Raw genomic sequence first — 19,150 nt, forward strand, 5'->3', positions numbered from 1 at the left:
CAAATCCCATCCTCAATCAAGGAATCTTCGCTCATGTCACGAAAGACCTTCTTCATCACCGGATCGAATTCCGGCTTCGGGCTCGCCATTGCGTCTGCGGCTCTTCAGGCCGGTCACAGGGTGATCGGCACCGTGCGCTCGCAGGCGTCGCTGACAGCGCTCGCCAAAACCCTGCCCGGCCTGCGGCCGGTCCTTTGCGACGTCACGGAGTTCGACCGGATCGACGATGTCGTCGGCCAGGCGGAGGAGGAGCATGGGCCGGTCGACGTGCTGATCAACAATGCCGGCTACGGCCATGAAGGCGTGCTCGAGGAGTCGCCGATCGAAGAGATGCGGCGGCAGTTCGAGGTCAACGTTTTCGGCGCCGTCGCCATCGCCAAGGCGTTTCTGCCTCGGTTTCGCGCGCGACGCCAAGGGTTCATCGTCAACGTCACGTCGATGGGCGGCATGATCACCATGCCCGGCATCGCCTATTACTGCGGCAGCAAGTTTGCGCTGCAAGGCATATCGGAAGTGATGCGTTCGGAAATGGCGCCGTTCGGTGTCCATGTGACCACCCTTTGCCCCGGCTCCTTCCGGACGGACTGGGCCGGACGATCGATGGTCCGCACCGAGCGGTCGATCGCCGATTATGATGCCCTTTTCGACCCGATCCGCGAGGCGCGACAGGCCGTCAGCGGCAAGCAGCGCGGCGATCCCGCCAAACTGGCCGCCGCGGTTCTAGAGCTCATCGAATCCGATAATCCGCCGCCGCAGCTTCTGCTCGGCAGCGACGCCCTCAAGCACGTGTCGGACAGGATCGTTCGCCTCCAGCAGGAGATCGAGGCGTGGAAATCCGTCACCCTCTCGACCGACGGCTGACGGCGGAACATCAATCAGCCAGCTCTCATTGGATGATTTTCCCGCCCTCGGCCGCCTCAGCTTCCGCCTGAGCGCCTGTTCCTGTTCGTATGACTTATGCGGGAAATGCTCGAAGCACCACCAGCGCGTTGGCACGGCCGGGGACGGGCTGTGGCCCCAGCCTCCCCATTCCTTGCAGCATGTGCCGTCAGCAATCCGGTGCTCGCAATAATGCTCAACGATCACATTGGCGCCCGGTGCACTCGAATGGCCTTCGATGCTCATGGGTGCGCCGTCCTTGGTTTTCCGCTCTTGATGCTCTCATAGATCATTTCGAGCCGCCTTGAGGCGACGTAGGCACTGTCCTCGTATCCAGCCGACGGCCAATCCAGTCGATGGCTGCCGTCTGTCGCCACGATCCAGAACCATCGATTATCGATCCCTCCGCCTGCCTGTGACCGGAATATCCTTCCGATCTGGGTATCGCCGTCGAAAGCGACGTAATCGTCGCCGGGTTTCTCCCTCCAGGCGTGCCGCCATTTGTATTTGATGTCCCGGCCGCTGACATATTCCCACGATTTCCATGTGATTTGTTCTGGCATGCGTCGTCCTGCCCTCTCGCGAGGTATCTCTTTGACCGCACGGTTGATGGATGGCTCCCGCCCGAGCCAGTGAATTCAGAGCAGCGTCGGTTCCGGATCGGGGTCGATCGGATCGATGATGTCAGCCGTGTCGTTCTTGGGCGAACCCACATTGCGGCCGATCGGCCACATGGTCATCAGTTCAGCCGGGAACGGCTTCACCAAATCGGCCGGATCAGGCTCCGGCGATAGCCAGCGCTCGTAATCTTCGCGGTGCAGGACGACCGGCATGCGGTCATGGATCTGCGCCATCATCGCATTCGGCTCACAGGTCACGATGGCGAAGCTCCGGGTCTCTATGTCATTGTCGCGCCGCATCTCCCAGATGCCGGCGAGCGCAAAGGGCGAGCCGTCAGCCATGGCGATCGCATAAGGCTGCTTGTTCTTGCCGGTGCCGAAAATATCCTTCCACTCGAAGAAGCCGTTGATCGGCACTAGGCAACGGCGCGACCTGTAGGCCGCGCGGAATAGGCCGTTGGTACCGATACCCTCGCAGCGCGCGTTGATCGGCGGGGGCCGCCCTCCCGGCTTCATCCATTCCGGCATCAGACCCCAGCGAGCGCTGGCGAATACCGGCCCCATGATATCAGGCTCGCGGACCATGTCGCGAATGATGATGGGATAATCCAGCGTCGGCGCACCGTTATAGCGCGGAAATCGGTTCCCGAGCGCATCGATCGCACCACGCTCCGCGAAGGCGAAATTGCGCACCAGTTCCTCAAGCGAGGTCTTGATATAGACGCGGCCGCACATCCAGAACTCCATCCCGCATATTAGATGTTCCGATTATGTTCTGGCGTTTCGAGGCGAGTCAAGGCCGGTCGCTACAACCGATGCGTCATCACTTTCGCCCGCGTCAAGAGTGAAGCCGGTTACCGCCTCAACGACGGCCGATGGCAGAAAACTGCATTCCGCTTGACAGCCTTCCTACTGGAAGGTAGATAAGCGCCATGAGCAATCTTTCGACGACGTCCGACGAAATCCTGACTTCTGCCCGAGCATTGATCATGACCGGAGGCTATAACGGCTTCAGCTATGCCGATATTGCTGCCGTCGTCGGGATCCGCAAGGCGAGCATCCATCACCACTTTCCGAGCAAAACCGATCTGGTGCGCACGCTGGTCGTGCGCTATCGCGAAGATGCCGAGGCGGGTATTGCGGGCCTGGAGCAGCAGGTGCGGAATCCGCTGGCACTCCTCCAGGCCTATGCGGGCCACTGGGCCCAGTGCATCGAGGACGCCAGCCGGCCGTTTTGCGTGTGCGCCCTGCTGGCAAGCGAACTGCCGGCGCTGCCGCCGGAGGTCGCAGCCGAGGTCAAGGCTTTCTTCCGCTTTGCGTCGACATGGCTGACCTCGGTCATGGAGCGAGGCTTGAAGGATGGCAGTTTGACACTATCGAGCGTACCGCGTGTCGAGGCTGAAGCCTTCATGGCCTCCGTCCACGGCGCCATGCTGTCGGCCCGTGCTTACGGCACCCCCGAGGTCTTCGCCACTATCCTAGCCCCCACCTTGCAGCGGCTGTCTCCAACGGCCGCTCGATAAAGTTCCGGGCGGATAACAACCCGGAGCGATAACGATGTTCAGTGAAACTACCAACTAGTAGGAAGAACGACATGATCAAGACCATTCTCCCCGCCCTCTTGCTGGGGCTCAGCGCTATCGCGTCGACGGCACTTCCAGCGGCGCCCGTCCATGCCGAAGACCAGAAACCCGAGCAGATCCATATCAGGGGCAGCATCGTCAATTACAGCGGCTCCGCTCTCAAGGTGAAGACCCGCGAGGGAGAGACCGTCAATGTGACGCTTGCCGACGGCTGGAAACTGGCGAGCGTCGCAAATGCTGCGGTCACCGACATCAAGCCGGGCGACTTCGTCGACATTGCATCGCTGCCGAGCGCAGGCGGCGGCGACGGCGCGCTTGAAGTGCTGATCTTCCCGCCGGCATTGAAGGGTGCCGGCGAAGGCAGCTATGGCTGGGACCTCAAGCCCAACAGCAGCATGACCAATGCGACCGTCGCCGACGCCGTCAAGGGCGTCGATGGCCGCACCGTCACCGTCTCCTATCACGGCAAGGAAAAGAAGATCGCCATTCCGGATGGCACGCCCGTCGTCACCATCGCTCCGGCCACCAAGGACGATCTCGTGCCCGGCGCCGGCGTCTTCATTCCGGCCGAGAAGTCGCCGTCCGGCCCCCTCGCCCATCAGGTGCTTGTCGGCAACAATGGCGTGGTCCCGCCCATGTGACCACGTCGTCGCCGGTCGGCCGGGCCGCCCCCGGTTCGACCGGCGATTTGCCAGGGAATGCCGCCTGATCGGCAGGCGATCGACCCGAATGACGGAGAACGTCGTCTCGACAGCAGCCCGGCGGTGCCCAGCGGTTCGGGCAAACCAAGAAAATCCAATCCCCATGACGGACGCCGCCACCGATGACGGTGAGCCGCCCCTATCAGACCAACACCATCACATTCAGGAAAGAGATCATGATGACCACCGATCAAACCACCGTCGCATCTGGCGACAGGGAAGAGTGGCTGACGCGCTATTACTTCACGCGAGCAGCCTTTTCCGCCATCTGGGTCGCCGCCGCCTTGACCACTGGCCGCCAGTCGCTTGCCGTCGCGGCCGCCCTGCTGATCCTCTACCCGGCCTGGGATGCCGCCGCCAATCTTGTCGATGCAGTCCGCAACGGCGGCCTGGCAAACAACCGCAGCCAGGCAATCAACGTCGCCGTCAGCGCGGTGACGACAGCCGCGGTGATCGTCGCGCTGACGATGAGCATGAACTGGGTCCTCGGTGTCTTCGGCCTGTGGGCGATCTTTTCCGGCCTGCTGCAACTTGGAACCGCTGTGCGGCGCTGGAAGACCAATGGCGGCCAGTGGGCGATGATCCTCAGCGGTGGCCAATCTGCCGTCGCAGGCGGCTTCTTCATCGCCCAGGCGCAAATGCCGGAAGCGCCGTCCATTGCCAACATCGCTGGCTATGCCGGCCTCGGCGCCTTCTATTTCCTGGTGTCGGCCGTCTGGCGGAGCGTCACGCAGATGCGGCGGAAGCGGGTCTGAGGTGATCGAAGCGGGAGTCTCCAAGTTCGTGGCGGGCGGCGTCGGAATGGCTCGCCCGCCGCCCCTACTTCCTGTCATGTCATGATTGGTCGTGAGACGTCGTCGTGCTTCTAGGTATTTGCCTCTAATGACTCTCCTGATCTCCAAATTCATCCTATCAGGCGCATCGGAACGTCTTCCGCGCGGAAGCAACCGGATTCGCCGATCGACAGCGATGTCACGCCTAAACCTCGATCTTCGCCTTCGACCTAAGAAAAGGATGTTCACCGACGTATCGGCGGCCACCGGCAATTGCAGCCCTCCCTCCGTTGCTAGGCGCTTGATGAATGTCCGATTGCGCACAGACGGCGACAGAGCAGGAACTGCGACGCAGCAGGCAGGTTCGTTTGGTTGGCACGTAAGCAGCTAACAAGGGAGCTCATCATTTTGGAGAAGCTTATCGAAGGTGACTTCGACATCACATGGGCAGTTCCCGTGTTCGTTCGTATCGGCAACGGCTTCCGCGAGCGTATCGACGGACCCAGGGCTGCACTGGAAGCTTTAATATATCGTTGGCCGTCGCAAACGCAGGCGGAATACGCCATTGCCAAGTGCAGATGCTCAGACGCCATCATACACCATGGAAGCGCTGAGCTTGCTCGCAGGACATTCATAGATGCTGCTGTCGCTGCGGAGGTGTTCTCATGAGTGTTCCTCCAATAGATACCGCGCAATTGGCGATAATCCTGGGAGCGCTGACGCTCGTATGTTGGATGGCGGCGGGGTTGATGGCCGTTCTTGGCGCTGCCGAGGAAATCAAAGACGTTAAGATAGGCCGGACCTCTCAGCTTTTGATCTCCGCCTTCACGGGTGCGGGCGTTACTTCGGCGGTCGCGATGATCGCGGTGCTGGTATTCGTATGACCATAGCAGCCTCTGGCAGTCTGGATCCGTTGCGGTCGCCTGAAACGGCCCTTTCAGCAAAAAGCTTTCACGCGCCGGAACTTTTCATGGTCCGCAGGGTTGCGGTGTAAAATTGAGGGGAGCGCTATGTTTCGATACAAGAGGTCATTCATTCTCGCCGCGTGCTCGATCGGTGCCGGCTTCTGCGTGTTCGCCGTCGGCGCTTTTTCCGACCCGCTGCCGCCTGACACCACCTACCGACCGCTTCCAACGATGCCGTTTTCCGACGCCCGGCGAATTGACGAGGCGCAGAAGCCGGACGTCATGAAGCGCCAACTGGATCTCCTTCAGAGGCGGTACGATCTCTCTGATAAGCCCATGCCCGGCGCGATGATGTCAGGCGGCATGAAACCCGTTCAAGCTGACATCCGCGTCAGGTTGCCTGCGGGCGTGACATGGGGTGAGCTGACCGCGATGAAGCCGGCGGAGATCAAGCAGAAAAATCTCCTGCCCGAAGGCTTTCTCCCTCTCCCCCATGTCAAGCAGGCGACTGGCGGACAGGTCTTTCCCAATCGGCAGATCGACGAAATCCACGCGCAGGAGATGCGCGACCTCCGCAGGTTCGACGTCGACTTTGACCTTCCCGACAACCTGACGCCCGAGTTTCCGCCTCCGATCTTCCTGACGACGCACCCAGAACTCGGCGACGTCTCACGCGGGCAGCTTCTGACGATCAAGAACTTTTATGAAATCATGAATGGCATCGTCACCCCCGTACAAATGGAGGGTCTGAGGCTCCTTCTGACGCCGTTCCCGCAGGAGGAATTCAATCAGACCGAGGATCGCAAAGTGGCGGACCAAAGCACCGGTGTCGCCTGCCTCGACTGTCATTCCAACTTCCATACCAATGCTGCCTTTCATCTCACGCCCGACGTTCGTCCGCAGGCAGACCGCTTTCGCCTCGACAGCACCAGCCTGCGAGGTCTTTTCAACCAACAGATCCACGGTTCCAAACGTTCGCTTCGCTCCGTCGAAGACTTTTCCGAATTCGAGCAGCGCACCGCATACTTCAACGGCGACCATGTCAGCGCGACGAGGAAGGGCGCAAACCTTCCCGACCGCACCAACCAGGTCGCGATGATGGCGCAGATGCAGAACATCATCGATTTTCCACCCGCTCCCAAGCTCGACGTCTTCGGAAGACTCGATCCTGAACTTGCGACGCCGCAGGAACTGTCGGGCGAGCGAATATTCATGGGCAAGGGTCGTTGCGCCGACTGTCACGTGCCGCAGACCCAGTTCATGGACAACGACATGCACGACCTGAAGCTGGAGCGCTTCTATAAAATCGGGCAGGTCTTCAACGACTTCGTCGCCCTTCCCGACGGTCTGATCAAAACCTTCACCTTGCGCGGCATCAAGGACTCGCCGCCCTATCTGCATGACGGCCGTCTGATGACCTTGGCCGACACCGTTGAATTCTTCAATCTCGTGCTCGGCGTCAAGCTTAATGAGCAGGAGAAGAAGGACCTGGTTGCTTATCTGGTGACGCTTTAGAGGGAGAGACGCCATGTTTCGCAGGGTGCTTTTTACCGTCGCTGTCGTTCTGGCCGGCTCGTCGGCGCTTGGCCAGATCGGCAATCCGGCCGGAATGGGCGTCGACACGCGAATGGCTCGGCCAGGCGTTCCAGCGCCACACCAGACCAACAATCAGGACCGGCTTTTTGCGCAGCTTGCAACCGTCCGGGGGCTTGCTGAAGTCGAGCTCGGAAATCTTGCAGGCGGCAAGGCGAAAGCGGATGCTGTCAAACAGTTTGCCGACATGATGGTCAGCGACCATTCCGACGCAAACAGGAAGCTCAAGGAGCTTGCAGACGCCGCTAAAATCCCACTGTCAGACCAGCTCGACCCCGAACATGCCCTGCTTCGCGAGCGGCTGCGGACGTTGGAGGCAGATGCCTTCGACGCCGCCTATATCAAGGCACAGATCGTTGACCATCAAAAGACCGCGCAACTTCTAGCCTGGGAGATATCGATGGGCGAGGACGGCGATCTGCAGCGGCTGGCCTCATCCCTGCTTCCGGTCGTCCTCGATCATCTGCGGCGAGCACAGGAGATCCATGGACTGCTGACCGGTGCCTCTGTTCGTCTCCCGCCGGAGACGCTGGCCGAGATGGAGCATAGGCAGTAGGCAATGCTTCGGGAGCGGCCTGGTGCAAGCATAGCGACAGTCGTAAATGGAACCATGGAACGACACGCGTCCATTTCGCCCCCACGCCTTCAAGAACGCAACGTTCGTTCGTGGCGCCTGACTGCCGAACGCCGGGCATCAGCGCCAGGAATTCGGGCTTTTGTCGGACATGCTGTATCTGAGGAATAGCATCAACCGGCACTGGAGCGAATTGTGCACGCACAAGTTAGAGCCGTTGAGCACGAGGGTCGTCAGTATGAAAATCCTTGTCATCGGCGCGACCGGACTTGTTGGCAGTGCCGTCTGCACCCGGCTGGCGACAGGCGGACATGATATCATCCGCGCCGTTCGCCCTGGAAAACAGCTCGCAGGTGGGCTCGGCACCTGGGTCGAAGTCGACGTGGCGAGGGCGGTGGAGCCCTCTGATTGGCTGCGTCATCTCGAAGGAACAGATGCTGTCGTCAACTGTGCCGGCGCGTTGCAGGACGGACTGAGGCACAACATGACGGGCGTCCATGCGCAGGGACCGCGAGCGTTGTTCCGCGCTTGCGAGCAGTCTGGTGTACGCCGAATTATTCACTTCTCAGCAATTGGAGTGGATCGGCAGCAGCCGTCGGCGTTCTCGCGCACAAAGCTTTCCGGCGACATGGCTCTGATGGAGACGGATCTCGACTGGGTGATACTGCGTCCCGCCGTGATCCTAGGCGACGCCGCCTTCGGTTCCAGTGCATTGTTTCGCGGCCTTGCCGCGCTGCCGTTTCTGCCATTGATGCCGTCGACCGGCAAACTTCAGGTGGTGCAGGTCGATGACGTCGCCGAAACCGCCGTTCGCCTTGTCGACAAAACTGCCCCATCGAAAATCTCGCTCGAAATCGTCGGCCCGCAAGAGCTCGAATTCGACCAGATTGTAGCTCGATATCGGAGATGGCTTGGCTGGCCTCCCGCCAAGCGCTATCTGCTGCCCCGCCCCCTCGCCAACCTTCTCTATCGGCTCGGCGATTTCGCAGGACTGCTGGGATGGCGCCCGCCGGTTCGAAGCACTGCCGCAAGGGAGATCGTCCGCGGCGCCGTGGGTGATCCAACGAATTGGAGTGCCGCTACGGGAATCCGGCCCTTATCGTTGGACGATGCTTTGGCGCGTCGCCCGGTTTCGGTTCAGGAGCGTTGGTTTGCTAAACTCTACTTTCTAAAGCCCGTCATTTTCGTGCTGCTGCCACTGTTTTGGATATCGACCGGAATAGTTTCTTTGACATCAGGTTTCGACCAGGGTGTCCAACTGATGTTGGCCGGCGGCGCAGGTCGTTTGGCGGCACCGAGCGTGATTGCCGGAGCTCTTGCAGACATTCTCGTCGGATGCGCCATCGCCTTTCGTCGCACTGCACGATGGGGGCTATATGCGGCCATCCTGTTGTCGCTCTTCTATGCGGCAGCCGGCACGGCAATATTGCCTCAGTTGTGGAATGAGCCCCTCGGCCCGCTGACAAAGATATGGCCGATCCTTGTGCTGCACCTGGTTGCTCTCGCGATTCTGGAGGAGCGATGATCTATTTCGTACTGAAATTCCTGCATATTATCGGCGCCACCGTTCTTCTCGGCACCGGCGCGGGGATCGCCTTCTTCATGTTGGTCGCGCATCGCTCCGGCAATGCGACGACCGTGGGCGCAGTAGCGCGGATTGTGGTGATCGCCGACTTCGTCTTTACCACAACGGTCGTGATTATTCAGCCGATCACCGGCGTAGCGCTTGCCTGGAATATCGGCTATTCCCTTTGGGAGCGGTGGATCTTTTGGTCGATCGTTCTCTATCTGTTCACCGGCGCTTTTTGGTTGCCGGTTGTTTGGATGCAGATGGAGATGCGAAACATTGCGACGGAAGCAGCGGCGAAAGGCGAGCCGCTGCCGGCGCGATACCATCGGCTATTTTGGACTTGGTTTTATTTCGGCTTTCCGGCTTTCGCTGCAGTGTTGGGAATTATCTGGCTGATGATTACGCGCCCGGTTTGATGATAGCGTGGCATTGTCTGGCTCTCGGCATCGGTATCTTTCCTTATGCATAGGCATGTCTATTTCGCCTCGGCAGCGTGAGGCTGAAATGGACATCCTCATTCAAACCCCGCCTTATCCTCGATCTTGCGAGGGCCCTTATAATTGGCATGTCCCGAACCTCCGCCATATCCAGCCCTGAGCCTGCTCCTCACGCGCGCGGCAGCGCGTACGGCGAGTCCTTCGCCCGCGCGGCATTCTGGGTGAGGAAGGAAACGGCGAGCGCGACCAGGCGCAAATGCCGGAAGCGCCGTCCATTGCCAACATCGCCGGATACGCCGAAGCGGGCCTGAGCTGATCGGAGCGCGAGTCTCCAAGTTCGTGGCGGTCGGCGTCCGCCGGCCCGCCCGCACGGCTTATCTCCCGTCGTCTCATGAATGGCGAGTGAGCCGACGTGCGCCAATTGCGATGTGACCCCGTCGATCAGCGGGGAGCAACTGCCCAGTCGGGGAATTTGTGATAGCTGCAGGCGTTCATTGAAAACAACGCCACATCATTACCGATTTCGTGGCGCGAAAGCTCCCATTCGAAGGTGTCACGGTCATCGAGACCGTAAGATAACGCCATCGCGGTCAACTCCATGAAAGGCCCTGGGGGATACAGGATACCGTACACCGTCGCCTCCTTTCCCAGGAATTTGCCTTTGATAACTCTCTTGATCTCCAAATCTGCTCTCACCATCCGCGACGGAAAATTTTCTGTCAGAAGCAAACCGGATTCGCCGATCGATAGCGATTTCACGCGCGCCTCAACCACGATCTCCGCTTTCGCCAGCAGTTCATCCTGAGGAGGGCATCGCGGCAATCCGGCTGCTGGCCTGAGACCCATAACCAATAAAGCAAAAACTGCTGTGAAGCCCAGTCGCATGTGCGGATTCAGGAACGCTCTCGGCATCGGTATCTTTCCTTATGCACAGGCGTGTCTATTTCGTCTCGATTGCGCGAGGCTGAAACGAATCCTGGGGATCCGGCCAAGACGCCCCCACCCTCTGTCATTCCAGGCCTTGAGCCTGGAATCCATGCCGGCGGCTGAGCGAGGCCAGAGCGGATCCTCGGGTCAAGCCCGTGGAGGACGGAGTGCTGCGTGGCGTCTGCAGGGGGAACAGCGACGTATCCCCACATGATCGGGTGCCATCAACACCGATTTTTGCCCGTAATTTCGCCCATGAAGGCCTCGCCGAGGTTCGAACACGCGCTTTCAGTTTCCAGTCATCGCTTCTGCCACCGCAGCGTCGGAGATTTCCTTTGCCACCTCTGATATCAACGACCTCAACCACCGATGGGCCGGATCGTTTCGATAGCGGACATGCCATGCCAGCTCGACCGGGAAGCTGCCGAGATCGACCGGTGCGCGCAGGATTTTGAGACGTGGGTCGCGGGCAAGGCGATGGCAGATCAGCCGTGGCAGCGTCGCGCAATAGTCGGTGACGGCCACCATTTCCGGGACCGCCAGGAAATGGGTGACGGAGACCGAGACGTCGCGCCTGAGGCCGGCCTGCTGCAGCATCTGGAACAGGCCGACGCGCATCCGGCCGGGCGGAAGCACGTTCACATGCCGCAGCCGCTGATACTGTTCCTCGGAGATGCTTTCGGCGATCTCGGGATGATCTTTGCGCACGACACAGGCCAATCCATCATCCATGAGATGCTGCACGACCATGTTATCCGGCGGCTCGACGATCCGTCCGAGCACCATTTCCGTCGCGCCCGATATCGCGCCGGTCTCGGCCAGATCATTGCCGAAGGGCGTCAGGCGCAGCCTGATCCCGGGAGCGCATTCGCGCAGCCGCGCCACGATCACCGGCATCAGGACGAACTCGACGTAGCTGTTCGGGGCGATGGTGAACTGCCGTGTCGCCCGCGCCGGATCGAACGCCTGCTGACCGAGAATGACGTCATCGAGGCTCGCCAAGGCCCCGCGGATCACTGGAGCAAGTGCCTCTGCCATCTCAGTCGGCTTCATGCCGTAGCGCTCGCGGATGAAGAGCGGATCGCGCAGCGTATCGCGAAGGCGGGTCAAGGCGTTGGAGACGGCCGGCTGCGTCATGCCCAGTTGTTCAGCTGCGCGCGTGACATTGCGCTCTTCCATGAGCGCCAGGAAGACAGGTAGGAGGTTGAGGTCGTACTTCATCAAGATATATTGCCAAACGCATATCTTAAATCAAAGAAATAAATTTCCGGAATGAGAATGGCCAAGGCATAATCCCCTCATCGAAAGCACCCGATCACATCTGCCTCGAAAGGATCTCCAGATGAAAATCCTCATGGTTCTCACCTCGCACGACCAACTGGGCAATACCGGCCGGAAGACCGGCTTCTGGCTCGAAGAGTTCGCCGCTCCCTATTATGCCTTCCTCGAAGCCGGCGCCGACATCACCGTCGCATCGCCGAAGGGCGGACAGCCGCCTCTCGATCCGAAGAGCGACGAACCGGACTTCCAGTCCGACCAGACCCGCCGCTTTCATGCCGACCCGGATGCCCAAGCCGTGCTCGCCTCGACCGTAAAGCTCGCTTCGGTCTCCCATGCCGACTACGACGCGGTGTTTTATCCGGGCGGCCATGGCCCGCTGTGGGATCTCGCCGAAGACAAGCATTCGATCGCCCTCATCCAATCGCTCTATCAGGCCGGCAAGCCGGTCGCCTTTGTCTGCCACGCACCAGGTGTGCTGCGCCACGTCAAGGCTGCCGACGGCACGCCGCTGGTTCAGGGCAAAAAGGTCACCGGCTTCAAGAATTCCGAGGAAGACGGCGTCGGCCTCACCCAGGTGGTGCCGTTCCTGGTCCAGGACATGTTGAAGGAGAATGGCGGCATCTACTCCAGCGGCGATGACTGGTCGTCCTATGCCGTGCGGGACGGCCTCCTGATCACCGGTCAGAACCCCGGTTCATCGGTGCAGACTGCCGGCATCCTGCTTGCCGCCGTGGCGGCGGCAAAGGCCGCCTGATCAACATGCCTGGCGGCGCCGGTGTTTCCGCGGCGCACGAATCGAAAAAAAGCCCCCGCCGAGACGGGGCAAGTTCATGGATCGCGCAGGAGGAACACCCGTGCTTTCCTACCGATCTAACGAGAAAGGGGCCGGCTAGGTTCCCGGTGCTCTTTCCGCACGGATCGCACCACTCATTGCTCGCCGCAGATCGAAAATGAGCCCCGCCGAAACGAGGCAGAGGCAATTGGGAAAGGTGGATCGCACAGGGCGAAAGAAGGGATGGCGGACGGCCCCGCATGGGGCCACCTGTGCGATCCTATATGCCTAACGGCAGATAGCCGGAAAAAGTTGCTGCGCGGTTCCGTACCGTTGGGTGGATAGATCTCTAATATGCTCGGTTAGCGGAGGTTAACCGAGCCAGAAAAAGAAAACCCCGCAAGAGCGGGGATCAAGAAGAGGGGTGGTTTTTAGGAATAACGCCTCTTAGCGTTGGAATGACTACTCGCACAACCTCAGGGTCCTTGCAATAAATATTACTTTTATGAAATTCGTTATCCACAGATTCGATATTTCAACTACAGGATACATTGTTCGATTTCGCACGAAAATAGAAATTTACTTCAACTTTGAGTCATATTTTGTATCATTGGGGCGGGCCGCTCAGCGATCACTTGCTATACCCCAAGCATTGCGTCTCCTGTACGTTGGGCGGCCACTCTGGATCTGACGATCATCCGAACCAATCATTCCGCTGCTTTGAGCTCCACTTGCTGGCGAACCCTTTCCGAAGCAAGGTCTTTGAGGCACTTCGCAGGGTCGCCAGAAGCGGAGTGGCAGCCGGTTGAATGGTTTTCAAGGCGGTTTCAAAACGTCGCGAAATTCCGCATCCGGGAGGTCACTTGCACATATTCGCTCGCCAGCGGAGCGCATGCAAAAAGGTCATTGGAGTGGAGATATCGCCCGCTGGATAGAGGCCGACGCTCGCGAAGGAGCGAAAATCGGTTCAGGCAAGACTATCGAGAGCTTTCCAGGCGGCGATCGCCGCGCAGAAGGTTCAGCCAGGCCCCCGACACTTTCTCCGCGCCTGAGCCCCCGATATGACAATCGTCGTAGCGGTCTTCTCCATCGAGCAACGCGTCATAATTTACCCCCTCTCGGATGCCGTGGCCGCTTTTTGACAGGGCCAGTTGCGCCCGTACGATCGGATTGTCTGGAATATGCTCCTTGAAGCCGCCGTTGCTCGGTTCGAGGCATTTCGATGCAATCGAAATGTAAACGGGTGCTTCGACGCCGTGCTGACGCAACGTGTCGACCATCGATGTGAAATGTTTCTGATAGGCCTCCGCAGTGGTGCCCATGACGAGATCCTTCTCTCCTTGCACCCAGAGGACGCTCGTTATCCGATAACCGGAATCCTGAAGCTGTTTCATTGTGTCGACCAGCACAGGATTGAGGTCACCGCCTGTCGCCCATCGTGCGACCTCAGATCCGGAATATGCGAGAGGTGCGAGGATGACGCTGTCATTTTGTCCCGATGCGATCAAATTGTTCCCAAGAAGCGTCCAGTACTCTCCCTTTGTATCGGTCGATCCAAGAAGTGGCGACGCCGCGACGAAGCACCGTTTGTCAAAGGCGTTTACAACGCGGGCGGCATAATTTGACGTGTGCCGTTGCCCACCGTCGTTGGCCGCGTTCGATTGGCCAAGAATGAGTAAGACAGCCGTTCGGTCAGTCTGAGCCGGACAGGTCACAGGCGTTTTTGATTCATCCCCGATGAGTCGCGCCTTGTCGTCGAAAGTATAACGGCTTGGAGCCGCCGGCTTCTCTCCGCCAACCATTTTCTTCAGCGCGGAAAGTTGTGGCCACGGAAAGATCTCATGTCTCGCGCTCATGCCGCCGAGAAAATAAATGGCGATCAAGGCGGCTAGGCCGGCTGCCATCGTTTTGCGCATGTCGTTGCCCTTTAATCATCATCCGATGACATGAAGCCTATCGGAGCGCTCAAGGCTGCTCCAGCCATGAAGGTTCCTTTACGCCAGCCACATCTGCTTGCTTCCGGCGAGCCCCAATCGACGACAATTTCGCGTGGGCTCGCCGGAAACCTGCTCTAAACTATAGACCGTACGAGTGATTGCAATTCATCCGGTTGGGTGAGAGATCGTGCCTGCCATGCAGCATGCAGCTCGATGGAGAAACTGCCGTTCCCCGTCCATGGAAAGGCGATCAGAGATTGGGCGGCGAGACCCCCGTGGGAGCGGAAGACCGGTTACGAGGCATTTCCACTAATGTTGCGCAACCGCCAACCGATCTTGCGCGCCACACCTGACGCATCTTTCGAAATCGACCGCACCATTTTGTGCGACGCGAGGCAGGGCGCCTCGTCAAGAGGCCACCCTGTTGTTTGCGGTTCCGGCGGCGTTCAGAGCTTTCCCTCTGCCAGCAGTTCGCGGGTCCGCTTCAGTGTCGATAGAAGGGCGGCCTTGTAGCCCGTTTCGCCATCGAATTGTGCCTGCTCGGCCTGCTCTTCCGGGCCGTTCGGCCGTTTGCCGCGCAGGCCGAGATAGCAGTAGAACCGCAGTTGCAGCTGACCGTCTTCATCCTCGAACAGCTCGTTGACGATCGCTCCCTCGCGTGGCCCCGTCGCCTGGAAGAAGGTGACCTTGCTTTGCGGGTCCAGGGTGATGATCTCGCGCAGATCCTGCCCGGCAATCGTCGCCTCGCGTACGAAATGGGTCGGGCTTTCCTCGACGACATCGCAGCGGGTGCAGAGACCGACGGGAAGAAAGAGCCGGGCGTCGCGTGCCTTGCGTTCGAGACCTTGCCAGGCCCCGGCGCGTGTCAAAGGGGTTTCGCCGTGCGGGTTCACCGGAACTGTGGCTGTGGAATAAATCATGGTGATACTCCTTTTGGATTAGATCGCCGTTGCTGCCTCAGGAAGAGGCAGCGGTTTCCAACGCGAAGGCGCGATAGGAGCGCAGCGGCCGGCCGAGCAGCTTTGTCAGGCGCTCGACGTCGCCCGTCTCAGGCAGCATTCCGTCAGTCAGGAAACGCTCGCCCATCAAGCGCATGTCGTAGGCCATCCAGGCGGGCATGAACTGCTTGAGGTTCTGCTCGAAGGCCTCGGTATTGTCGCCGCCATAGGCGATCGGGCGGGCGAGCACGTCAGACCAGATGGCGGCAATACCAGCCCCAGTCAGCGTCTCCGGACCGACGAGGTTGATCCGGTCGAGCGCCAGCGGCTCTGCAGACTGTTCGCGGCGCAGCAGCTCAAGGGCGGCGATCTCGGCGATATCACGGACGTCGATCATGGCGAGACCCTTGGCGCCGATCGGCATCGGATAGGTGCCGTAGCCGGTGATGACATCCTTGACCGTGAGATCGTTCTGGATGAAGTAGGCCGGGCGCAGGATCGTCGCCTTGAGACCCATCTGCTCGATCATCCGCTCGACGCCGAACTTGCCGGCGAAATGCGGCACGTTGACGTAGAGGTCGGCGTGGATCACCGAGAGATAGACGATCCGCTCGATGCCGGCCGATCGGGCGACGTTCAGCGCAATCAAAGCCTGGGTGAATTCGTCCGGCACCACGGCGCTGAGCAGGAACAGCGTCGTTACGCCCGACATGGCGTTGCGCAGCGAGTCGACATCGAGGAACTCGCCCTGCACGACGCTGACGCCAGCCGGGAAGTCCGCTTTCGATGGATCGCGGACAAGAGCGCGGACATCGGCGCCGTGCTTGACGAGGTGTTCGACGACTTGGCGGCCAACATTGCCTGTGGCACCGGTAACGAGAATGGTCATGGTCTTTCTCCGTATTGGGTTGCTTGACACCCGGAATATGTATGGTTCACTGGCAGTCCGATAGACGGCGATTTTAGACAGACAGTCTCACTGGTGGAACGGATATGGATCTTCTCGCGCTTGCCGATTTCAATCTTGTTGCCCGCCATGGCGGCTTCGGCAAAGCCGCACGGGCGACCGGCCGGCCGAAGGCGACATTGTCGCGCCGCGTCGCCGAGTTGGAAAGCGCTCTCGCTCTGCGGCTGTTTGAACGGGGTGCGCGTAACCTGAAGCTGACCGAAGAAGGGCGGGCGCTGTTCGAGCGGACGGCGGCGCTGCTCGCCGAATTGGACGAGACGGCTGCAGCGATTGCCTCAGGCGGTCAGAAGCCCAAAGGGAGATTGCGGATCAGCGCACCTCTACATTTTTCCCAGACCGCGATGGGCAGGATCGCCGCCGGCTTTGCCCTCCAATATCCGGAGGTGAGGCTCGAGGTGACGAGTGAGGACCGGTCCGTCGATATGATCGAGGAAGGCTACGATCTGGTCATCCGGGTCAATCCAAATCCCGACGAGAGCCTGGTCGGACGTGCGTTTCTGCATGATCGGCTGGTTGTGGTGGCAAGCCCCGATCTTCCCCGCCCGACCGGCGGACGCGCCGCTCCCGGGGTCGCGCGTGGCGCATCCGAAGCGCAGACTTGGCAGGTGAAGACATCAGGCGGCCGGGCGACGATCAAAATCGAGCCGGTCCTCACCTTGTCAACGCTCATCACGATCCGGGATGCGGTGCGCGCCGGCGTCGGCGCAGGCCGTCTTCCGATTTCGTTGGTGAGCCACGACCTGGCTGACGGCACTCTGGTCAATTGGGGGGAGATCGACGCCCCCGAGGTCACCCTCTGGACGCTTTACCCCTCCCGGCGGCTGCTCAGCGCGCGCGTGTCGGCGTTCCTGGACTTTCTCAAACAGGCATTCCCCAATGGAACGGCTGACGAGCTGGCCGCCTATATCGGCAGGTGATGACCGCGCTTTGCTAGCCGGGCGTTTTCTACCATTCCATGACAACTGCTAACGATCAAGCTCGTCGAAAAAAGCAACGATTGGCTCACAATCAGCCCGAAAAAGAGCGAGTCCCTTTCTCGCTCGGTCGGAAACGGGGACGAAGCTCTGGGCGAAGTAGGACCAGTTGTAGAACTCGTCCCCACCACCCTTCCTGACCACGAGCACTGCGTGAAACGCGAACTGGTAGTCGTCGGAGCCACCGCCGTTTGTAAACGGTGTCTGCATCGTCAAACCCGCCAATTCAGCCCGTTGGGTGACTGCCTCGTACCGCCCGAGATAATCCTCGGGCACCTGCACGCAATAGGGATGTGAACCGGCGACAGCGATTGCACGCCACTCCACAATCTTGATGTTGAGGGCGGACCAAAGAAATAGGCCGGCAATAGGTCCAGCAACCGACGACACCACCACCATGTGTAGCAGTTTGTCCGCCCTCGGGCTATCGATCCGGCCTGGCGCGAGCGCAAGGATCGGCAGATCGACCAGCGCAGCCAGCACTATAAACAGTCCGTTGGCGGGAATAAACTGATCTGTCACCAACACCACTACACAAGCAAACAGACTCACCCCGAAGTGCACAGCGACGGCTCGCTTCATCAAGCGAGGAGCCGGTTGATCCAGAATAAGTGCACCAGCCGAAATGGCAAAAGCCATTAGCGGACCCGAAAACCAACACAAACACATAAGGACAGCTGTGAGGTCCCAACTGTAGTACGCGATCGGGTGGACTGACCATAGAAAAATCCCTGCCATCAAAGAGCACCAGCCGCAGAGCAGGATTAAGCGGAGTACCGGCAACGGTCTCGAAGGTGTCGACGCGGAGGATGCGGTCATATTTCTTTGACCAGATTTTTCATTTGCGATTTCGAGCACCAGAAGGGACGTCGCAGTGCTGTAGCTAGCATCCAAGCCCTCGGCGACTGCGCATATGATGTGCAGGATATCGCGGCCGTTTGTGAACTGGAATAATGTTCAACAGCTACGGGCCTGCAACCGACGCAAGGCTAAATAATTCCCATCAAACCTAAAACTATGAAAGTCAATATTACCGAGGTCACTACAACGAAAACAGGCCCGGCGATTAGGAACTTCTCCTTCGGCTTCATCAGCAGGCTATCATCATCACCCCCACGCTCGGACCAGTACGCCTCAGGCCCGAAATCTTCGCTGAAATCGAAGCCGTTTCTACTGTAGAAGATGATCGACCTGATGAACCAATACCAGTTGTGAGCGCAATAGGCGCCCACCACGCAGAACAAGATCCACAGTACAAGTCGATCCCCCGCAACCACTACAAAACTCCCCAATATCCGAAGCCTATCAGCGGTGGCGCAGCTGGATCAAGCCGTCTCGTCCACATGACCATTCGTCGAGAGAATGCGTCGCCTGAGCGACCGAATTATCTGCCATACGAAGTCCCGACGGCGGCCCCGAGAGCGGCATCAAGCCGAAATGTGACGACTTTTCGTATTCCAGTTCGGCTATTTCATCGGCCAGGCTGACTACGTGCTCGCTTAGAACCTCAGCAACAATGTCGAGAAGCTGGGCCAATTCGGGGTCGCTCCGGAAAAGTTGCTCCTGCTTAGCTTTCAACTTCCCGATATAGAAAAGTGGATATGCAGTGAGCCGTCATTTGCGCGCGACTCGGCATGCTGATGCTCCATCTAAAAGTTTAGGCGATTAGCCAAGCATAGCCCGAGGCAGGTCGTTCCATCACCACAGCTCGAGTCCGCG

At 59.5% G+C, this 19,150-nt stretch carries 21 protein-coding genes and 1 pseudogene; 12 read left to right on the forward strand and 10 right to left on the reverse strand.

The genetic code is table 11. The features are described from left to right. Positions 1 to 33 precede the first annotated feature (33 nt). Positions 34 to 861, forward strand: coding sequence for an oxidoreductase (locus ACS4RR_RS20010; RefSeq protein WP_456189215.1), 828 nt, complete (start codon positions 34 to 36; stop codon positions 859 to 861). A gap of 25 nt (positions 862 to 886) precedes the next feature. Here ACS4RR_RS20010 and ACS4RR_RS20015 read toward each other — a convergent pair. From ACS4RR_RS20015 to ACS4RR_RS20025, 3 genes and pseudogenes are all read right to left on the reverse strand, one after another. Beyond that, positions 887 to 1,125: pseudogene (locus ACS4RR_RS20015) on the reverse strand (hypothetical protein). After that, positions 1,122 to 1,442 carry a hypothetical protein gene (locus tag ACS4RR_RS20020; RefSeq protein WP_170281647.1) on the reverse strand — a complete coding sequence of 107 codons (321 nt, stop codon included), beginning with the start codon at positions 1,440 to 1,442 and terminating at the stop codon, positions 1,122 to 1,124. Before ACS4RR_RS20020 ends, ACS4RR_RS20015 begins: the two are co-directional and overlap by 4 nt. 75 nt (positions 1,443 to 1,517) lie before the next feature. Next, the gene (locus tag ACS4RR_RS20025) at positions 1,518 to 2,234 is read right to left on the reverse strand and encodes an SOS response-associated peptidase (RefSeq protein WP_456189216.1); all 717 of its coding nucleotides are present in this window, start codon (positions 2,232 to 2,234) and stop codon (positions 1,518 to 1,520) included. A gap of 197 nt (positions 2,235 to 2,431) precedes the next feature. Between ACS4RR_RS20025 and ACS4RR_RS20030 the strand changes: the two genes are divergently transcribed. The 9 genes from ACS4RR_RS20030 (at position 2,432) to ACS4RR_RS20070 (ending at position 9,614) form a co-directional block, all read left to right on the forward strand. Continuing rightward, positions 2,432 to 3,022 (forward strand): TetR/AcrR family transcriptional regulator, encoded by a 591-nt coding sequence (locus ACS4RR_RS20030; protein ID WP_170281645.1) that lies wholly within the window; start codon positions 2,432 to 2,434, stop codon positions 3,020 to 3,022. 71 nt (positions 3,023 to 3,093) lie between these two features. Beyond that, entirely contained in the window at positions 3,094 to 3,723 is a 630-nt protein-coding gene (locus ACS4RR_RS20035) for a hypothetical protein (protein WP_456189217.1), read from the forward strand. 236 nt (positions 3,724 to 3,959) lie between these two features. Then, positions 3,960 to 4,538 (forward strand): DUF308 domain-containing protein, encoded by a 579-nt coding sequence (locus ACS4RR_RS20040; protein WP_245268338.1) that lies wholly within the window; start codon positions 3,960 to 3,962, stop codon positions 4,536 to 4,538. 426 nt (positions 4,539 to 4,964) lie between these two features. After that, positions 4,965 to 5,225, forward strand: coding sequence for a DUF982 domain-containing protein (locus ACS4RR_RS20045; RefSeq protein WP_026154053.1), 261 nt, complete (start codon positions 4,965 to 4,967; stop codon positions 5,223 to 5,225). Continuing rightward, positions 5,222 to 5,440 (forward strand): hypothetical protein, encoded by a 219-nt coding sequence (locus tag ACS4RR_RS20050; protein WP_017963350.1) that lies wholly within the window; start codon positions 5,222 to 5,224, stop codon positions 5,438 to 5,440. The genes ACS4RR_RS20045 and ACS4RR_RS20050 overlap by 4 nt, the downstream gene beginning before the upstream one ends. 126 nt (positions 5,441 to 5,566) lie before the next feature. Next, positions 5,567 to 6,976 carry a cytochrome B6 gene (locus ACS4RR_RS20055; RefSeq protein ID WP_456189218.1) on the forward strand — a complete coding sequence of 470 codons (1,410 nt, stop codon included), beginning with the start codon at positions 5,567 to 5,569 and terminating at the stop codon, positions 6,974 to 6,976. 13 nt (positions 6,977 to 6,989) lie between these two features. Further along, on the forward strand, positions 6,990 to 7,610 hold the full coding sequence (locus ACS4RR_RS20060; protein ID WP_456189219.1) for a DUF4142 domain-containing protein: 621 nt from the start codon (positions 6,990 to 6,992) through the stop codon (positions 7,608 to 7,610). 256 nt (positions 7,611 to 7,866) lie between these two features. Next, on the forward strand, positions 7,867 to 9,153 hold the full coding sequence (locus ACS4RR_RS20065; protein WP_026154052.1) for an SDR family oxidoreductase: 1,287 nt from the start codon (positions 7,867 to 7,869) through the stop codon (positions 9,151 to 9,153). Continuing rightward, entirely contained in the window at positions 9,150 to 9,614 is a 465-nt protein-coding gene (locus tag ACS4RR_RS20070) for a DUF2269 family protein (protein ID WP_017963346.1), read from the forward strand. Before ACS4RR_RS20065 ends, ACS4RR_RS20070 begins: the two co-directional genes overlap by 4 nt. A gap of 462 nt (positions 9,615 to 10,076) precedes the next feature. On the opposite strand, the gene ACS4RR_RS20075 is transcribed toward ACS4RR_RS20070, so the two are convergent. Then, positions 10,077 to 10,547, reverse strand: a complete 471-nt coding sequence (locus ACS4RR_RS20075) for a hypothetical protein (RefSeq protein ID WP_017963345.1) — start codon at positions 10,545 to 10,547, stop codon at positions 10,077 to 10,079. Positions 10,548 to 10,850: 303 nt separating this feature from the next. Further along, positions 10,851 to 11,783, reverse strand: a complete 933-nt coding sequence (locus ACS4RR_RS20080; protein ID WP_017963344.1) for a LysR family transcriptional regulator — start codon at positions 11,781 to 11,783, stop codon at positions 10,851 to 10,853. A 121-nt stretch (positions 11,784 to 11,904) separates the two neighbouring features. Here ACS4RR_RS20080 and ACS4RR_RS20085 point away from each other — a divergent pair, with 121 nt between their 5' ends. Further along, complete coding sequence (locus ACS4RR_RS20085) at positions 11,905 to 12,597, forward strand: type 1 glutamine amidotransferase domain-containing protein (protein ID WP_170281643.1); 693 nt, start codon at positions 11,905 to 11,907, stop codon at positions 12,595 to 12,597. 995 nt (positions 12,598 to 13,592) lie between these two features. On the opposite strand, the gene ACS4RR_RS20090 is transcribed toward ACS4RR_RS20085, so the two are convergent. The 3 genes from ACS4RR_RS20090 to ACS4RR_RS20100 form a co-directional block, all read right to left on the reverse strand. Beyond that, positions 13,593 to 14,531 (reverse strand): sialate O-acetylesterase, encoded by a 939-nt coding sequence (locus ACS4RR_RS20090; protein ID WP_170281642.1) that lies wholly within the window; start codon positions 14,529 to 14,531, stop codon positions 13,593 to 13,595. Positions 14,532 to 14,998: 467 nt separating this feature from the next. Further along, complete coding sequence (locus ACS4RR_RS20095; RefSeq protein WP_456189220.1) at positions 14,999 to 15,472, reverse strand: AtaL-like protein; 474 nt, start codon at positions 15,470 to 15,472, stop codon at positions 14,999 to 15,001. 37 nt (positions 15,473 to 15,509) lie between these two features. Further along, positions 15,510 to 16,379, reverse strand: a complete 870-nt coding sequence (locus ACS4RR_RS20100) for an SDR family oxidoreductase (RefSeq protein WP_456189221.1) — start codon at positions 16,377 to 16,379, stop codon at positions 15,510 to 15,512. A gap of 104 nt (positions 16,380 to 16,483) precedes the next feature. Between ACS4RR_RS20100 and ACS4RR_RS20105 the strand changes: the two genes are divergently transcribed. Then, on the forward strand, positions 16,484 to 17,374 hold the full coding sequence (locus ACS4RR_RS20105) for a LysR family transcriptional regulator (RefSeq protein ID WP_456189222.1): 891 nt from the start codon (positions 16,484 to 16,486) through the stop codon (positions 17,372 to 17,374). Positions 17,375 to 17,422: 48 nt separating this feature from the next. On the opposite strand, the gene ACS4RR_RS20110 is transcribed toward ACS4RR_RS20105, so the two are convergent. Both ACS4RR_RS20110 and ACS4RR_RS20115 read right to left on the reverse strand, forming a co-directional pair. Further along, positions 17,423 to 18,070 carry a hypothetical protein gene (locus ACS4RR_RS20110; RefSeq protein ID WP_222387403.1) on the reverse strand — a complete coding sequence of 216 codons (648 nt, stop codon included), beginning with the start codon at positions 18,068 to 18,070 and terminating at the stop codon, positions 17,423 to 17,425. 666 nt (positions 18,071 to 18,736) lie between these two features. Next, a complete protein-coding gene (locus ACS4RR_RS20115) occupies positions 18,737 to 18,967 on the reverse strand; it encodes a hypothetical protein (RefSeq protein ID WP_456189223.1) in 231 nt (76 codons plus the stop codon). Between the last annotated feature and the right edge of the window lie 183 nt (positions 18,968 to 19,150).

Source organism: Rhizobium zaerense (assembly GCF_051810725.1).
Classification (GTDB): domain Bacteria; phylum Pseudomonadota; class Alphaproteobacteria; order Rhizobiales; family Rhizobiaceae; genus Rhizobium; species Rhizobium leguminosarum_I.

Coding starts and splice junctions, on each gene's coding strand:
- ACS4RR_RS20010 (WP_456189215.1), top strand. CDS start 34: ATGTCACGAAAGACCTTCTTCATCACCGGATCGAATTCCGGCTTCGGG.
- ACS4RR_RS20020 (WP_170281647.1), bottom strand. CDS start 1,442: ATGCCAGAACAAATCACATGGAAATCGTGGGAATATGTCAGCGGCCGG.
- ACS4RR_RS20025 (WP_456189216.1), bottom strand. CDS start 2,234: ATGTGCGGCCGCGTCTATATCAAGACCTCGCTTGAGGAACTGGTGCGC.
- ACS4RR_RS20030 (WP_170281645.1), top strand. CDS start 2,432: ATGAGCAATCTTTCGACGACGTCCGACGAAATCCTGACTTCTGCCCGA.
- ACS4RR_RS20035 (WP_456189217.1), top strand. CDS start 3,094: ATGATCAAGACCATTCTCCCCGCCCTCTTGCTGGGGCTCAGCGCTATC.
- ACS4RR_RS20040 (WP_245268338.1), top strand. CDS start 3,960: ATGATGACCACCGATCAAACCACCGTCGCATCTGGCGACAGGGAAGAG.
- ACS4RR_RS20050 (WP_017963350.1), top strand. CDS start 5,222: ATGAGTGTTCCTCCAATAGATACCGCGCAATTGGCGATAATCCTGGGA.
- ACS4RR_RS20055 (WP_456189218.1), top strand. CDS start 5,567: ATGTTTCGATACAAGAGGTCATTCATTCTCGCCGCGTGCTCGATCGGT.
- ACS4RR_RS20060 (WP_456189219.1), top strand. CDS start 6,990: ATGTTTCGCAGGGTGCTTTTTACCGTCGCTGTCGTTCTGGCCGGCTCG.
- ACS4RR_RS20065 (WP_026154052.1), top strand. CDS start 7,867: ATGAAAATCCTTGTCATCGGCGCGACCGGACTTGTTGGCAGTGCCGTC.
- ACS4RR_RS20070 (WP_017963346.1), top strand. CDS start 9,150: ATGATCTATTTCGTACTGAAATTCCTGCATATTATCGGCGCCACCGTT.
- ACS4RR_RS20075 (WP_017963345.1), bottom strand. CDS start 10,547: ATGCCGAGAGCGTTCCTGAATCCGCACATGCGACTGGGCTTCACAGCA.
- ACS4RR_RS20080 (WP_017963344.1), bottom strand. CDS start 11,783: ATGAAGTACGACCTCAACCTCCTACCTGTCTTCCTGGCGCTCATGGAA.
- ACS4RR_RS20085 (WP_170281643.1), top strand. CDS start 11,905: ATGAAAATCCTCATGGTTCTCACCTCGCACGACCAACTGGGCAATACC.
- ACS4RR_RS20090 (WP_170281642.1), bottom strand. CDS start 14,531: ATGCGCAAAACGATGGCAGCCGGCCTAGCCGCCTTGATCGCCATTTAT.
- ACS4RR_RS20095 (WP_456189220.1), bottom strand. CDS start 15,472: ATGATTTATTCCACAGCCACAGTTCCGGTGAACCCGCACGGCGAAACC.
- ACS4RR_RS20100 (WP_456189221.1), bottom strand. CDS start 16,379: ATGACCATTCTCGTTACCGGTGCCACAGGCAATGTTGGCCGCCAAGTC.
- ACS4RR_RS20105 (WP_456189222.1), top strand. CDS start 16,484: ATGGATCTTCTCGCGCTTGCCGATTTCAATCTTGTTGCCCGCCATGGC.
- ACS4RR_RS20110 (WP_222387403.1), bottom strand. CDS start 18,070: ATGGCTTTTGCCATTTCGGCTGGTGCACTTATTCTGGATCAACCGGCT.